Raw genomic sequence first — 15,452 nt, 5'->3', positions numbered from 1 at the left:
CTACGGCCTCGCGGTGGCGCGCGCGCAGCATGCGCTGAAGGAGCTTACCGACAAGCTCGTGGAGAAGGGCGTGGACGTGCGCTACGCGATCCACCCGGTGGCGGGCCGCATGCCGGGCCACATGAACGTGCTGCTCGCGGAAGCCGAGGTGCCCTACGACATGGTGTTCGAGATGGAGGACATCAACAACGAGTTCGGCCAGACCGATGTCGTGCTCGTGCTCGGTGCGAACGACGTGGTGAATCCGGCCGCGAAGAACGATCCGAAGTCGCCGATCGCATGCCGATCATCGAGGCGTACAAGGCGCGCACCATCATCGTGAACAAGCGTTCGATGGCGGCGGGTTACGCGGGCCTCGACAACGAACTCTTCTACATGGATAAAACCATGATGGTGTTCGGCGACGCGAAGAAGGTGATCGAGGAGATGGTGAAAGCGGTGGAGTGAGCGGTAGCTAAAGGACGAATCATGACGACTGAGAATAGCAACAGCGGTATCGTAGGTACAACCGAGGCAGAAGTCGGGCATCTCGAAGCGGGCGGGGATGCTTCAAATAATTCACGTCTGCATCAACGATCGGACGCTGCCCACCGTGCTGGAAAGTCACCCCAGTGGGCATGGGCGGTCTGCCGCAGCGAATACGACTGGATGGACATGCACTTGCCGTTCTTCACATCGGAATGGTTCTAATTGCTTTCTTGAAAAGCAGTATCGGGATCGCAATCTCCACGACTCGCTTGAACTGCTAGCGCAACGCCTGGCCGTTGGTCAGGCGTTGCACATGAAGGTCGAAGGTAGGTCTCCGCGTGGACCGCAACGTGCACGCACTCGAAGTTCTTGGCCGATTCGGTCTATCGTGATGAGCGTCCTCTTCGCCGTCGCCCAAAAATCCGTTGATTGCTTTACGGACTCGGGTGAGTCTCGGCGTCGCGCTGCCTTCGCTGAAAATCCCAAACATAACGGCGCGAAAAAAAGCCTTGGCTCGGTGTTCCGCAGCCAAGGCCAAACTCCACACGCTCTCGCGAAGTGTGCCGGAGGAGAAATACGTGATCACTGTCGATCGTCGTGGTACGCGTCTCGTGCGAACTCGCCCCCGGATCGAGGCATCCAGTTAATGCAACTGCTAGTTCAATTAAATTCTCTGCGACCGCTGAAAAATGCAACTTCCCGTTTCATATATTGCACCGCGTTCAAAAAGACGCACTAAAGCATTGACTGTCCGCCGTCCACACTGATAGTCTGCCCCGTTATGAAATTAGCGTCGTCACTACACAGAAATGCAACGGTTCGTCCAATATCGCGCTCGGGATCGCCAAAGCGGCCAAGTGCAATTTCAGAGAGATAGCGAGTGCGTTCCTCGGGATTGGCTTCGAGGTAAGCTTCAGCGGCTGGCGTGAGCGCTGCCGGGCAGATGACGTTGACGGTAATGCCATAGGCGCCCCATTCGCGCGCGGCAACACGCGAGAGCCCACGAATGCCCTCCTTGGTCGCGGCGTACGCGCCGAATCCCTTGAGACCTTCGATCCCTGTGCGCGAGCCGAAGTTGACGATAGCGCCGCGGCCCTGTGCCTTCATCTGTGCCAATACGGCCTGCATGAAATACAGGGTGCCGTGCAAGCCCGACTCGAGCGTGTTGCTCCAGTCGTCGTCGGTAACGGACTCGAGCGGCACACCCGGGTTGCTGCTTTGTGCGTTGTTAATGAGCGCGTCCACGCGTCCGAAACGTTCAATCGCAAGTTCGACCGTGCGCACGGCGTCGGTTCGATTGCGCGTGTCACCAGGCACGACGAGCACTTGCGAACCGAGGGCGCTCAATTCCTCGGCAGCGTGCGTGAGTTTGCTCTCCGTGCGGCCGGTCAGCACCAGGCACGCGCCCTCGGTGGCGAGCGAGCGGGCAATGCCGAGTCCAACACCTTGCCCGCCTCCGGTCACGATAGCGACCTTTTCTGCCAGTTTTTTCGTGTACATGAGTGATCCAGAAGTGATGTTGATGCTGCTGCTCGACGCGCGTGCGTGCCGCATGAATGCTGCAGAAACTATCGCTCCAGCGTTTCAATTTTGTGAACGCCGTTCAACTATATCTCAACTCGGATGAGGGGGCGCCCTGGCGTATTCCCGAATTCGGGTAGCGTAAAATTGTGCCAAATTGTGATCGTTGTAAAACTATGTGAATAGTTCCCGTATAATCGAAACAGTCAATTCATGGGGAAAATCATGTTGAAAGAGACCTCAGCGCCGGCGGACCGGGATGTCAGCGGGCCGCGCTCGCTGACCCGACTCCTCGGAATTTTTGATGTGCTAGCGAGGTCCCCGGAAGGGATGTCGCTGGCAGAACTGAATGTCGCCCTGGAGTCACCGAAGAGCAGCTTGCTCAATCTGCTGAGACCTCTCGTGGCGGAAGGGTTTTTGATGCACGACGCAGGCCGCTATCGCCTGGGGCCGTCGATCTTCCGGTTGTCCGCGGGCGTGATGGCCGCGTGGAACTTCTCGAAAATGCTGCGCCCGTTCCTGGTAGATCTCTCGAAGAGTACCAATGAAACCGTGTATATCGGCGTCCTCGATATCGAGCACAAAGAGATTACCTATGTCGACGTAATCGAGAGCGAACAATCCGTGCGGTATTCGATGCACATCGGTTTGCGTCGCCCGCTCTATTGCACGGCTGCAGGTCGCGTGCTGCTGGCCCATGCACCGGACGCTTTCGTGACCGACTACATGAAGACGGTCAAGTTCGAGCGCCGCACGCCGCAAACGATCGCGACGAAGAAGGCGCTGCGTGACGAACTCGATCACATCCTCGAAAGCGGCTTGTCGGTGAGCCGCGGCGAATTGCTGCCGGACTCCGCTGGCGTGTCATCGCCGATCTTCGGGCCGAACGGTAACGTGATTGCGGCGATGGCGATTGGTGCGCCGCTCGAGCGGTTCGATCGCGAACGCCCGCAACTCGAGCAGAACATGATCAGGGTGGCCCAGCGCGCGTCTGCATTGGGTGAAGCCGAAGAGGAGTGACCGGCCGGCGTCCCGCACATTGAAGCATATGCTTCAATGTGCGGCAGGCATGGCGAATTTGAATAAGCGTTGGACCAGCGTGTAACAGGTCGTTAGCAACGACGATCAATGGGCGCGACGCTTCGGCAGCATGGAAGCGATTAGCAGTCCGGCAATCGAGCTGCAGGCGATGTAGACAAATACAGAAACATAGCCACTGTCGGCAGCAAACGACCCGCCGTCATGTCCCTCCGCCGCGCCGCGTAGCAGCACGAATACCACCTGGGCGCCCACCGCGAAGAAGCACGAGAAGAAGACGTAGAGCATGCCAGTTGCCTCGCCTGTCTGATGCGCAGGCGTTGTTTCCACGATCTGGTTGTACAGCGCCGTGCTCGCGAAGGCGAGCCCGAACGAGCACAGGACCGCGCCTGGAACAAAGAGCAGCAGGCTGCGATGAAGCTCGATCAGCGAGGCCCAGGCAAAGGCCAGTATGACCATGCCGATCAAGGCAGCGCGACGGGCCTTGTACCGGGCCGCAATGCGGCCGCTCCACGGGCTCGCGACCGTTGCGACGATGTTGATGCTGAACATCAGCAATCCGGCCGCTGTCGCGCTCAGCCCGAACCCGGCGTGCGTGCCCCCAGGCTGCTGGGCAAGCAGCGAGAAAACCTGTCCCAGTTGCATGGCGCCTGCCGCGAGGAATGCCATGCAGGCATTCGCCAATATGACTTCGCGCGTCTTCAGCAGACGCACGTTGATGAGCGGATGACGCGCCTTGAGTTGATGCCGCGCCCATAGTCCGAGCACGACCATCCCGCCGACGATCAAGCCCCATAGCCGCGCATCGGCAAACCCCCACGCGCGGATCTGTTGCACTGCGAAGAGAATGGCGCAAAGTGCTGGAGCGAACGCAAGGCCTCGAATGTAGTCGATCCGTACGCCGGGATGCGGCGGCGACGGCGGGGTCCAGGCGCGTACGGCAGCGACCGCCACGACGCAAAGCGCGACTTTGAACCAAAAGCCGCCTTGCCAGGAATAGTGATCCACGACGACGCCCGCGCAAATGTAGACCAGCCCCGCGGATACCATGCCTGCAGCACTGATCAGGCCGACCGCGCCAGGCAGCCTGGCTGGTGGCAGGTTCTCGCGAACCAGGCCGATGGAGAGCGGCGTAATGCCCGCCGCGATCGATTGCATCGCGCACCCGGCGACGAGCATGCCGACATGGGTTGCACATGCGGCGACGACCGCGCCGGCGGCAGCGACCGACATCACCACGAGCAGGATGCGACGGTAGCCTAGCAAGTCACCGAGGCGCCCGCTTACCGCGGCAAAGATGGCCGAGCCGAGCCAGTAGGCGGTAACGGTCCAGCTCACGGAGTTCGAGGCAGGGAAGGCTTTGTAGAGCGTGACCAGCACCGTATAGATAACGGTGATGCCAGACGAGGCTACCACCGCGGCTAGCAGGATCGCCATCGTGAACCCGCGCGGGGGACCAGCAACGGGCTGTGCTCGGTGTGCCTGCTGCTGGAGGACTTCAGCTTGCATAAACGTCTCCGGTTGTACGTATTCTTTCGAGTATACTCATATGCGAACGCTGTTCGCATTGGTGTTTTCCGGAAAATGCTATGCGAACTTCAGGATTGGCGACGGTGCCGGCTGATATCAATTCGATATCGACGTTTCCGGGTTCGATATGAGAGTTTTTGGGCTGATGGCCTGAGCCGATACTTCTCTCAAGGGCGCACGTTCAGCAGCGCTCCCCCACAATCAGGAGAGAGTTCATGCAAGCGTATCAAGGGAAGATCTACGACGCCGACACGCACTTCTACGAAGTCGAGGATGCATTCAGCCGCCACCTGCCCGAGAAGTTCAAGAAGGACTGGTCGTTCACCAGCCGTGTCACGGCCGACGGCAACCGCTGCATGTATGTCGGCGACCGCAAGGTGGAAATCAGCGAAGGCTACACCTCGGCCGAGGGGCACGTGCCCCCGCCGGGCAAGTTGCATGAATGGCTGCGCGCGATGAAGGACGGCAAGGATAACGTCGACATGCGTGTCCCCCCGACGCCGGACATGTTCAATCGCGACGCACGCCTGAAGAAGATGGACGAATTCGGTGTGGAAGCCTGCACGATGTACATCGGCGAAATGGTCGCGTGCATTTCCTACCTCAACGAGCCTGCTGCCGCGAATGCCGTGTTGCATGCATATAACCAGTGGATGCTCGACGACTGGGGCTTCAACTACAAGGACCGCATCTACACGACGCCGGTCGTCACGCTCGACGATCTCGACGCCGCTGTCGCCGAGGCCAAATGGCTGGTCGCGAACGGTGTCCGCGTCATCCTGATGCCGATGGGGCCGTTCAATGGCCGTGCGCCTGCGGACCCGTATTTCGATCCGTTCTGGTCGATCCTCAACGAAGCAGGCGTGCGTGTCACGTTCCACGTGTCGGAAGCGATCTACATGAAGGATCACATGGCGGTGTGGGGCGAGCCGGTGCAGCAGTCGCGCCAGCGTCAAACCGCCTTTGTCTGGATGCACGGTTACGGCGAGCGTCCGGTGATGGAAACGCTGTCGTCGTTCATCTTCTACAATTTCTTCGAGCGTTTCCCGCGCGTCAAGCTGTGCAGCGCGGAAAACGGTGCCGAATGGGTGCCGTCGCTGCTCGTGAAAATGGACAAGTGCCGGGGCATGGCGAAGAATGGTTACTGGCCGTGCGGTCAACTGAAGAAGCGCCCGAGCCAGATCTTCAAGGAAAACGTGTTTGTGGTCGCGTATCCTGAGGACGACATCGGCCAGATCATCGCGCAAACGGGATCATCGGACTTCCTGTTGATGGGCTCCGACTATCCGCACGCGGAAGGCGTGCCGGAGCCGATAGACTTCGCGGCGGAAGCGCTCAATGCGCTTGCCGAAGAAGACACGCGCAAGATCATGTACGACAACGGCCGCAGGTTCATTCCGCTGCAGGTGTAATCGAAGTCGCGCGGGGCGCCGGTGCGGCGGGAATGGCACCCGGCGTTTGCGCGGCGGCGCGACCCGCCGTCCCGCGCTGTCTCTTCTTTGTGAACAGGTTAGCCATGAATATTTCGGACTATAAGGCGTTATTGCTCGAACGCGACGGCGGCGTCCTGACCGTCACGCTCAACCGCCCCGAAACGCTGAATGCGTTTGACGAGCAGATGGACATCGAGATGTCGCGGCTCTTTCTCGATGTCGCGGAGGACGGCGACACCCGTGTTGTCGTGTTGACGGGCGCTGGGCGCGCATTCAGCGCGGGCGGTGACATCGAGCACATGCAGCAGGTCATCGACAACCCGGCGTTGTTTCTGGAAGGCATGCAGCGCGCCAAGAAAATCGTCTTCTCGATGCTCGATTGTCCGAAGCCGGTCATCGCGAAGATCAACGGTCATGCCATTGGTCTGGGCGCGACGATCGCGTTGTTCTCGGATCTGAGCTACGCGGCCAATCACGCGAAGATCGGCGATCCGCACGTGAAAGTCGGTTTCGTAGCGGGCGATGGCGGCGCGGTGATCTGGCCGCAGCTCGTGGGTTACGCAAAGGCCAAGGAATACCTCTTGACGGGTGACCTCCTCACCGCGGAAGAGGCGGCACGCCTCGGCCTCATCAATCATGCCGTGCCGGCCGACGAACTCGACGCGGTTGTCGACGCCATGGCAAAGCGGCTGGCGAATGGCGCCGCGCGTGCGATTCAGTGGACCAAGGCTTCAATCAATATCGGGCTCAAGCAACTTGCGCATTCGATTCTCGATGCGTCGATTGCCTACGAGGCGCTGTCGAACTTGACGGAAGACCATCAGGAAGCGGTCAACGCGTTTCGCGAGAAGCGCGAGCCGGTATTCAAGGGACGTTGATTTTATTGCGCCGGGCGCGGGACGTACTGCAGCGCCGGCCGCGGCCAGGGAGTGATTGGACATGCAACGCGTAGTGATGGTAACCGGTGGCTTCGGCGCACTCGGACGCGCGGTGGGTCGTGTATTCGCCGACAACGGGTGGAAGGTCGCGCTGATCGACAAGGCGCCTGCACCAGACAATGCCAATGCTGCACAACTGAATGCAGCATGGTGGTGCGGCGGCGTCGAACTGACCGATCTTGAATCGGCGCGTTCGGCGATGTCAGCGGCTGTTGAGCAGCTTGGCAAGTTCGATGCGATCGTCAACGTGGCTGGGGGATTTCGTTGGGAGACGCTGGCAGACGGTAGCCTCGACACTTGGGATTTGATGTACCAGATGAACGTGCGCACGGCCGCCACGGCATCGAAAGCCGCACTCGACTATTTTGCTGGCGGCGCGCAGGGTGGTCGCATCGTCAACATCGGTGCCGGCGCCGCACTGAAGGCCGGTATGGGGATGGGCGCATACACGGCGTCGAAATCGGGGGTGATGCGTTTGACGGAAGCGCTGGCCGAAGAACTCAAGGGGCGTTCAATTACCGTGAACGCTATCCTGCCGGGCATTATCGACACGCCGCAAAACCGTAACGACATGCCCGACGCGGACTTTTCACGTTGGGTACGGCCCGAGGAAATCGCCAACGTGATTCTTTTTCTCGCTTCCGAAGCTGCATCGGGGGTAACCGGCGCATTGATTCCGGTTACCGGGCGCACTTGAAAGTGCGCAAACTGGAAACGGCAGTTGACGCCTGATTCGACGAGGGCGTCAACCGCGTAATGGCGTTTCAGGTGAGGCGCGCGAGCGAATCGTTGCTGAATCCAAGAAACGGCTCGCCAAGGCGGGCACGCCGAGCCCAGTTCGGGTCGTGCAGAAGCGAACGTCCCACGCCAACAAGGTCAAACTCATTGCGCGAGAAACGATCAAGCAGCGGTGTAAGGTCGGGCTGTACCGATGTTTCGGCTCCGGCCATGGAATCGTAGTAACCCTTATTAATGCCGATTCCGCCCACTGCCATAGAATACCGCCCGGTCACTTTCTTTACCCAGCCTGCGAGATTCATCTCCGAGCCCGGGAATTCCGCGCGATTGAAATATCGCGTACTCGCCTCGAAGATGTCGACACCGGCATCCGCGAGCGGTGCGAGGATCTGTTCGAGCTCGTGCGGATCGTTGGCGAGGCGCGCACGGAAATCCTGCTGTTTCCACTGTGAAAAGCGGAACGTAATCGGCATCGTATCGCCGATCGCTTCGCGTATTGCACGCACGACTTCGGCGGCAAAGCGGCCGCGGGCCGCGAGATCCTTACCCCATTCGTCCGTGCGTTGATTGGTCTCCGCCCAAAGGAACGCATCGATCAGGTAGCCGTGACCGCCGTGAATGGCGATACCGTCGAATCCGGCGGCCTTCGCAAAGCCTGCGCTTCGACCGTAAGCGGCGATGACATCGGCGATCTCGGCGTCGGTCATTGGCCGCGTTGGTGGCATGACCCGCTCCATGTAGCCCGCATTGAGCGAGGTCGTGCGCCCAGACGGTCCCCACAGTCCCGATGGGCGCAGCGGCGTGGCGGCAGGGAAGGGACCGGTGTGCGCCTCTTTCATCGGCCCCATATGCCATAGCTGCGGAAAGATGATGCCGCCGCTTGCGTGAACTTCGCCCGTCACTCGTCGCCACGCGGCGACCGACTCTTCTCCGGCGAGTACGGGAATCGAATTTTCGCCAAGTCCTGCTTCGCCGAGCGCCGCCGAATGATCGACACCGACACCTTCCGTGATGATGAGGCCTGTCTCGCCCTGGGCGCGCCGCTTGTAGTAGGCGGCGACGTCGCTGCCGGGCAGTCCATTGGGGGAAAAACCGCGAGTCATGGGTGACATGACGATACGGTTGGCAAGCGTGACGCCTCTAACAACGAGAGGCGTAAAGAGCGATTCGGTGCCCATATGTATTCACATAGTTGACTTATGTGCGAATAATGATACGCTATGTCTTGCCGATGAAAAAGGAAATATTGGCGCCTGGGCAGCTACGGCGTTGAAGGGGAGGATGGCATTGGAACAAGTACACGCGCTGGCGTTAGATGCGCTTGAAGAGGGCGGCGAAAAGCCCATTCCCGAGGGCTTTGCATTGATGCCGGAGTTTGGCCCGTTCCATCAGCTGTTCGGGCCTACGTACTTTCGCAAGAGCGAGCGCGGGCACGTCGTTGGTATGTACGTGCGCGAAGCGCATCGGAACCTCGGCCAGATGATGCACGGCGGCGCCGTTTGTATGCTGGCGGATACAGCCATTACGTGGGCAAGCAAGTATTCGCGCCAACCGGCGGTGAAGGTGCTGACGACGGGTTTGACGGTCAACTTCATGGGCAACGCGGAGCCGGGCGACTGGGTCGAGGCCCATGTCGACGTTCTGCGTTCTGGAAAACGGGTGATTTTCTCGGACTGCCGGATCTGGGCCAATGCGAAGTGCATTGCCCAGGCATCCGGTCAGTTTCAGGTGATGGGGGAAGTCGGCAGCTAGTCTGCCGGCGAGGCGGGCGCGCGGCGAACGTTACGGCATTGCCCTGGCTCGAACCTTATCGAGCGTTGCGCGATACTTCCAGGCAGTCAACAGGATCCGATGAATCCGCTCGGCCCTGCGCTTGCGTTCTGCACGCGTAGTGTGGATCGCAAGGTGCACTTCGGGGGCACCAGTGACCAGCGTGAGCAGGTCGCGTGCCGCGTTCGCGGGGTCGTCGATGTCGATCATGCCATTCGCCGCTGCGGCTTCCAGAACGCCCGTGAGCGGCTCCAGCATCGTCACAACGAACTGCAGAAACTGCCTTGCGACGTCCGGGAAACGTATCGCCTCGCCGATGACCATGCGTGAAGTGTGCATGCTGTCCGGAATTGCCATGTGTTCGACAAGTGCATCGATAAGGGATGCCAGGTTCGTCGAAAAATCGCGGCTGGGCTCCAGGTGCTGAGTGATCTTGCCGCGCAGGTCGGACATCCCGCGCCAGACGATGGAGCGAAAAAGCTCTTCCTTCGTGCCAAACTGGCGGTAAACGGTCGTTTTGCTGACGCCAGCAAGGGATGCAATTTCCTCGACCCTGGCGGCGCCGAAACCCTCCCGTATGAAGACCGATTTGGCGGCGTCGAGCAGCCGCTCGCGCAGCTGGAGCGCGTCGTCGTGGGTGGGCCGGCCGGCCGTTCGAGGTTTGCCTGCCGCAGCGAGCCGCGAGGCTCCGTCGGGAGCCTGAACTGCCATAGGTTTGGACATCGTTGAGCGTTTGATGACGGAATCAGGGCATCAGTATACTCACGAGCCCCAGGGGGCGCCAATCATGGCGCCCCCTGGGGCTCGAAGCGCTCGCGGCAGGGATCAAACGTTGATCATTCCACGCACATACGACTCCATCGTGCCCGCGCACGAGAGCTTGTCTTCGCCTTCTTCCAGGTCGGCATAGCGCCCAACCTGCCTGACTAGCGGTCCGTTGAGGCCGTCGGTGTTGCCGGCCGGTGAGAAGTCCACCGTGACTTTGTCGCCGGTGATGAATCCGCCCCAGTATCCTTCGGCCAGCAGGTCGAAAAACGCGAAACGGCCCTCCACAGCGCCCTGGCCATCCGCAGGATTCAGCAGTTGCTCTCCGGACTTGTCGAGCACGAACGGAACGATCCAGGGGCAGATTGCGTAGCCGTGGGCTACTTCCGACCAGGGACCGGTCCCGATCATTTCGGACATGCCATAGCTGTTCTGGACGTTCTCCGGGCGAATGCCATAGAAGCGTATGATCTGCTCTCGGTAGTCGGCGGGCGCTGAGGTGCCTTTCAATCCGCCGCCGGTCGTGATCACGGTGTCGGGGTGGCAGATTCCATCGGCGATGCCGCGTTGGCGTGCGCGCTCCACCAGCGTCCAGTGCAGCGACCAGTTGCCCTGCACGAGCACGGGGACGTCGCGCTGCGCAGCAAGCTTGTCGAGAAAGCTGTCGATCATCGCGCCGGTATGGCGCTGGCGTGCCACCGCATGCTCCTGGAAAGCCGCAACTTCGCTGGGTTTGGCGGAACCGTCGGCGATTGCACGACGCATGCGGCCCATCGAGATCGTTGCGGAAGCAAACACCGGTTCGTCGAACATCAGCGTGCTTTCGGCGCCGAGTCGCTTCGCAGCGCCAAGCACAGGCTCGATATGACGGTGCGCACCCGCAGGCGGCATCATCAGGAATACCGGGCGCTTGCCGAAATCACGGCGGATCAGTTCGTTACCGTGAATGCCGAGCTTTACACAGGATTCGGTGACGTTCTCGAGATCGGCTCGCGTTTGGTTGATGAAGCTGCATTTCCCGGACGTGCCGCTCGAGCTGAACACGTAGTGGCCCGCGTCGCGCAACCGACTCATCCATGCATCGACGTCTTCCACGCCGGTCATATCGACATCGCTTACCGGGTTGCTCGAAAGCGTCTGCAGCCAGGCCGCCAGATGCTTCCAACGGCCATTGTCGATGAATTGCTCGGGGTAGCTCTTGTAGATTTGATGCGCGAACAGAAGAGGGACCATGTCCGCGTGGCGGTTGATGGCTTCAACGCCCATATCGTCCGCCCGGCGGCGCAGCAGCCTGATCTGGTTGCGGCGCTGGGCGAAACGCTCTTTCATGGCGGCGAGCTGAAGCTCGAGAAGGTCCTCAGGGTGAGTGCGGAACGGATCGGCGTTACCGCGAAGCATTGCGTAAAATGGGTCCAGTGCGGACATGTCGTCTCCCGGGCAACGAGCTTCTGCAGCGTTAGCGATCAAAGTCAGTGGAACTCGACACGTCGAGCCACGCCTCAAGATTGTCCTGTACGGACGCGAGCTTCTTTCGGACGACGTCAACGGCATCCGGGCCGAGCGGCAACCGCAGCGGCGGGTCCTCCGCGCACACCGCGCGCACGACCGCGGCGGCGGCCCTGGCGGGATCTCCCGCCTGCGTGCCGTGGTAGCCACTCATCATCTGGCGCATCTTGCCCACGGTTGCAGCGTAGGCGGGTGATTCGATCTCGCTCCATTTCAGAGAGCCACCCGCGAAATTCGTGCGAAAACCGCCGGGTTCAACGATCGTCACGTGAATCCCGAACGGCTTCAGCTCTCGCGCGAGCGATTCAGACAGTCCTTCGACTGCGTGTTTCGAGGCGCAATAAAAGCTGCAGCCCGTGATACCGATCACGCCGGCTACCGAGGAGAAGTTCACGATGTGCCCGCGTTTTCGCTCGCGAAAGTAAGGCAGCACGGCGCGGATCACGTTGACCGTGCCAAACACGTTGGTATCGAATAGCTGACGCGCTTCCGTGTCGGAGACTTCTTCGAGTGCGCCGAACAGTCCGTAGCCGGCATTATTCACGAGAACGTCGATTGCGCCCGCCCGGCTAAGGGCCTGCTCGACGGCGCGCGGCACCGACGCGGCGTCGGTGACGTCGAGCAAGACGCCGTACGCGCGTCCAGGCGCGAGATTTTCGAATGGCGCTAGCTGCGCGTCATTGCGCAGGGTGCCTACGACCTTGTCACCGCGGGCGAGGGCCGCTTCCGCAAGGGACCGGCCGAAGCCGGACGAAACGCCCGTGATGAACCACACGGCCGGATTTGTCTTTTGCTCAGTCATTGTTGAAAAGGTCTGCGTAGTATTGGGAAGATTTGGCTCATTTGGCCGTACGAGCTTCGGTCATATCCGCGATCTCTCCGCGAACATAGGCGTCGATCGTTCCGGCGCACGACAGCTTGTCGTCGCCGCCAGGCAGATCCTTGTAGCGCACCACGTCGCGGATGATGGGTGTTCGCACGCCGTCGATGCCGTGGCCGAATTCCATGGTGACCTTGTCTCCACTAATGACACCGCCCCAACGGCCATCGGCAAGCAGGTCGATCATTGCAAGCCGTCCTTCGACAACACCTTTTCCGTCACGCGGATTCAGCAGCTTTTCGCCGGTTGAGTCGAGCACGAGCGGGACGAGCCACGGAGGCACTGTCCACGCCTTCGCTTCATGAAACCACGGGCAGAACCCCGATACTTCGCCCATGCCGTAGCCATCGTTGAAATTGGTCGCGTTGAAATTGAAGAAGCGTTCGCACTGCTGCTGGAAATCTTCGGGTAAATTCGCGCCCTTCTTGCCGCCGCCGATGCTGATGATCGTGTCGGGATGAAAATCGCCGTCGGGAATGCCGCGTTCGCGCGCCGTGGCAACGATCTGGTAGAGCATGCCCATCATGCCCATGATGAACATCGGTTCGCCGCGCCGTTCGAGCAATTCGTCGATGAAGCGCCGGAAGTCGGCTTGCACACGCTCGGTGCGTTCACGATTCTCGTTCTGGAAGGCCTCGATCGCGCTGGGCAGTGCGGTGCCGTCCGCAATCGCCCGCCGCATGCGCGCCATGCGTGTGGTTTGGGCAGCGCTTTGCGGCACGTCCGACATGTAATGAATATCGCTGGGCAGGGCAATAGACTCAGCGAATTTCGCCATGCGTTCGGTACCGGTGTAGGAGCCGGAAGCGGGCGTCAAAAGGTAAGCGGGATAGCGACGTGACCGATCGCGCATGCTGCTCGCCGCCCAGCGAATACCTTGGTCGAGCAGGCGCCAGCCGAGCTCACGGTCTGTTTCACTCTGGTAGATGAATGACTGCTTGCCCGACGTGCCGCTCGAACTCATCACATAGTGGCCGTTCCGGCGCAGCTCGTTGATCCAGTCGTCGAGATTGTCGACCTTACCGTAATCGAGTCCATCGATCTTGCTTGTGGTAAGCGTCTGAAGCCATGCCGTGAGATGACGCCATTTGCCGTTTTCGATGAACGAATCGGGATAGCTCTTGTAGACGGCGTCGGCGAACAGCAACGGAACGGCGTCGTCCAGCGTTCCCAGTTCCGTTACGCCGGCCTCGCTGGCCCGTTTGTCGAGAATGCGAATCTGTCGACGCCGCTGCGCGAAGCGCTCCCGGACGGCTTGCAGTTGAACAACTTGCAGGTTCTCGGGCGCGTTGCGGAAGGGGTCCTGAAGATTGGTAAATTGCAGAAGGGAAGAAAGGGCATGCATTATCGCGTCTCCTGGTTCGGCCCCGATTCCTCCGAAACCCATTTCATGAATCGGTGGATGGGGAACATGCCGTCATGGGGGTAGCCACCGACTCCATCCGAAATCGATTCGCCCAATGCGACCATGCGCTGTACGCCTGCGCATGCAAGGGCGTCGCGCACCTCGGTTACCCGATGCGGCGGATAGATCCCGACGGTCTGCGTTGCGACCGTCGCGTAGCGTGCCCCGTCGCGCAAACTGCCCACCGGAATGACGTTGACGGTCTTGCAGATCGGATGGAAGTCAACCATCTCGTCCGAGCGAATGACGAGGCCTTTGCCGTCATAGCCACCGAACACGCGGTAAATCGGCTCCATCTCGCGCAATACGTCCACTGCCTCGCGAATTTCGCTCGGCACCAGCGGTCCCTGTCCGTCGCCGTAGCGGTAATCCTCGCCGAGTGCGAGAGCAAGTTGCTCGCAGTAGCGGTCGGCGTCGTCTTCGTCGCCTTCAATGTACTGATAGCGGCTCGCGTTGCATGCATCCTGGTTGAACGACAATACATCGGCGGCGCCCGCCCGCGCGACCTCACGCAGAACCTCGTCGGAGCTAAAGGCCTCGCGCCCGATCAGTGATATGGACACCTTGGGGTCGAAGGCAACCAGTTCCAGACCTGGTCCCGCGTAGCGCATGACATGACGTACCGCGCTGTCGCCGCCCCAGACTACGATCTTGTCGAAGTACTGCGGGCGATAGAGAATGGACTCGACGTTTTCGTCACCACCGCGCCAGTAAGCGGCCGAAAACGACTGGGTGACGGGATGGCCCGGGTCGATTTCGGCCATCGTGCGCAGAATCGCGGTGGCCGTAAACAGGTCGTTCGACGGCAGCTTGAGCAGGTGCACGCCCTTCGTCAGCGCGGCGCGCATGACGGTCATGGCCGCAACCATGGGCGAGTTGCCCGCCAGAATATGAACGAGCCTCGGCGGGAACGCGCGCAGACGGCTCGGGCGACCGCGCAGCGTGCGTTCCACCCAGCCGTCGACGAGCCTCGCGTCGCCAAGGCTCACACGCAACTCGTCCTCGATCACCTCGCGTAAAAACAGGTTCGGAATGTCCCGATAACAGTTTTCAAGGATCCGGCGTCCAAGGGGACTCACCAGGATCATCGATTCAAGCGCGGCCTGCATGAGCGGATTGACGTCGAGATGCAGGCGAGGACCGAGTTCGACGAGGAAATCCACGATCTGCTCGATGGGTACATCAAACGCAGGTCCCGATTCGGCACGCGGCCAGACGAGGTCGTCTAGTTCGATTCTGGGCGTGGCGAAACCCTGACCGAGATCTCGCGATACGTGCCTGATCGCGTCTCCTGTAACCATGCGGCCGCGGTACACATGCGGAACTGGCAGCGGCTCGCTAGCCGGCGCCTGCGTCGGCGTCCCGCTTTGCCTTGCGATTGATTCGGTGTGCTCCATGAACTGCTCCTTTTTCAATTGAGGTAAGCGTTGAGCTTTGGCGCTCAATTCGGGCATGGCCGT

14 protein-coding genes and 1 pseudogene are annotated in these 15,452 nt (G+C 60.5%); 7 read left to right on the top strand and 8 right to left on the bottom strand.

The features are described 5' to 3' along the window. Window positions 1-447: pseudogene (locus tag M3I54_RS37925) on the top strand (NAD(P)(+) transhydrogenase (Re/Si-specific) subunit beta); the annotation flags it as partial. 21 nt (window positions 448-468) lie between these two features. After that, window positions 469-690 carry a hypothetical protein gene (locus M3I54_RS37920; protein ID WP_254344993.1) on the top strand — a complete coding sequence of 74 codons (222 nt, stop codon included), beginning with the start codon at window positions 469-471 and terminating at the stop codon, window positions 688-690. A gap of 513 nt (window positions 691-1,203) precedes the next feature. Here M3I54_RS37920 and M3I54_RS37915 read toward each other — a convergent pair. Then, window positions 1,204-1,968 carry an SDR family NAD(P)-dependent oxidoreductase gene (locus tag M3I54_RS37915; RefSeq protein ID WP_254344992.1) on the bottom strand — a complete coding sequence of 255 codons (765 nt, stop codon included), beginning with the start codon at window positions 1,966-1,968 and terminating at the stop codon, window positions 1,204-1,206. A 246-nt stretch (window positions 1,969-2,214) separates the two neighbouring features. On the opposite strand from M3I54_RS37915, the gene M3I54_RS37910 reads away from it, so the two are divergent. Continuing rightward, window positions 2,215-3,009, top strand: a complete 795-nt coding sequence (locus M3I54_RS37910; RefSeq protein ID WP_254344991.1) for an IclR family transcriptional regulator — start codon at window positions 2,215-2,217, stop codon at window positions 3,007-3,009. 105 nt (window positions 3,010-3,114) lie between these two features. Here M3I54_RS37910 and M3I54_RS37905 read toward each other — a convergent pair whose 3' ends face one another. Then, on the bottom strand, window positions 3,115-4,536 hold the full coding sequence (locus M3I54_RS37905; protein WP_254344990.1) for an MFS transporter: 1,422 nt from the start codon (window positions 4,534-4,536) through the stop codon (window positions 3,115-3,117). A 236-nt stretch (window positions 4,537-4,772) separates the two neighbouring features. Here M3I54_RS37905 and M3I54_RS37900 point away from each other — a divergent pair, with 236 nt between their 5' ends. The 3 genes from M3I54_RS37900 to M3I54_RS37890 all read left to right on the top strand — a co-directional run bounded on the left by M3I54_RS37900 (window position 4,773) and on the right by M3I54_RS37890 (window position 7,625). Beyond that, window positions 4,773-5,969 (top strand): amidohydrolase family protein, encoded by a 1,197-nt coding sequence (locus M3I54_RS37900; RefSeq protein WP_254344989.1) that lies wholly within the window; start codon window positions 4,773-4,775, stop codon window positions 5,967-5,969. Window positions 5,970-6,073: 104 nt separating this feature from the next. Continuing rightward, entirely contained in the window at window positions 6,074-6,868 is a 795-nt protein-coding gene (locus M3I54_RS37895) for an enoyl-CoA hydratase/isomerase family protein (protein WP_254344988.1), read from the top strand. Window positions 6,869-6,929: 61 nt separating this feature from the next. Beyond that, the gene (locus M3I54_RS37890) at window positions 6,930-7,625 is read left to right on the top strand and encodes an SDR family NAD(P)-dependent oxidoreductase (protein WP_254344986.1); all 696 of its coding nucleotides are present in this window, start codon (window positions 6,930-6,932) and stop codon (window positions 7,623-7,625) included. 67 nt (window positions 7,626-7,692) lie between these two features. Here M3I54_RS37890 and M3I54_RS37885 read toward each other — a convergent pair whose 3' ends face one another. Beyond that, window positions 7,693-8,844: an NADH:flavin oxidoreductase gene (locus M3I54_RS37885; RefSeq protein ID WP_254344984.1), complete on the bottom strand. Its 1,152-nt coding sequence runs from the start codon at window positions 8,842-8,844 to the stop codon at window positions 7,693-7,695. Window positions 8,845-8,947: 103 nt separating this feature from the next. Between M3I54_RS37885 and M3I54_RS37880 the strand changes: the two genes are divergently transcribed. Then, the gene (locus M3I54_RS37880) at window positions 8,948-9,418 is read left to right on the top strand and encodes a PaaI family thioesterase (protein ID WP_254344982.1); all 471 of its coding nucleotides are present in this window, start codon (window positions 8,948-8,950) and stop codon (window positions 9,416-9,418) included. 30 nt (window positions 9,419-9,448) lie between these two features. Here the strand turns inward: M3I54_RS37880 and M3I54_RS37875 are convergent, their stop codons facing one another. From M3I54_RS37875 to M3I54_RS37855, 5 genes are all read right to left on the bottom strand, one after another. Then, window positions 9,449-10,147, bottom strand: a complete 699-nt coding sequence (locus M3I54_RS37875; RefSeq protein ID WP_254344980.1) for a TetR/AcrR family transcriptional regulator — start codon at window positions 10,145-10,147, stop codon at window positions 9,449-9,451. A 114-nt stretch (window positions 10,148-10,261) separates the two neighbouring features. Beyond that, window positions 10,262-11,626, bottom strand: coding sequence for a hypothetical protein (locus M3I54_RS37870; protein ID WP_254344978.1), 1,365 nt, complete (start codon window positions 11,624-11,626; stop codon window positions 10,262-10,264). Between the two features lie 31 nt (window positions 11,627-11,657). Further along, window positions 11,658-12,509, bottom strand: coding sequence for an oxidoreductase (locus M3I54_RS37865; RefSeq protein ID WP_254344976.1), 852 nt, complete (start codon window positions 12,507-12,509; stop codon window positions 11,658-11,660). Between the two features lie 37 nt (window positions 12,510-12,546). After that, on the bottom strand, window positions 12,547-13,974 hold the full coding sequence (locus M3I54_RS37860) for a hypothetical protein (RefSeq protein WP_254344974.1): 1,428 nt from the start codon (window positions 13,972-13,974) through the stop codon (window positions 12,547-12,549). Then, a complete protein-coding gene (locus M3I54_RS37855) occupies window positions 13,932-15,389 on the bottom strand; it encodes an acyl-CoA reductase (protein ID WP_254344973.1) in 1,458 nt (485 codons plus the stop codon). The genes M3I54_RS37860 and M3I54_RS37855 overlap by 43 nt, the downstream gene beginning before the upstream one ends. Window positions 15,390-15,452: the final 63 nt, after the last annotated feature.

Origin of the sequence: Paraburkholderia sp. CNPSo 3274 (genome assembly GCF_024206475.1) — a bacterium.
GTDB lineage: Bacteria > Pseudomonadota > Gammaproteobacteria > Burkholderiales > Burkholderiaceae > Paraburkholderia.
Note: the sequence above shows the minus strand (reverse complement) of the source record. Positions and strands in the feature narration are given on the sequence as shown.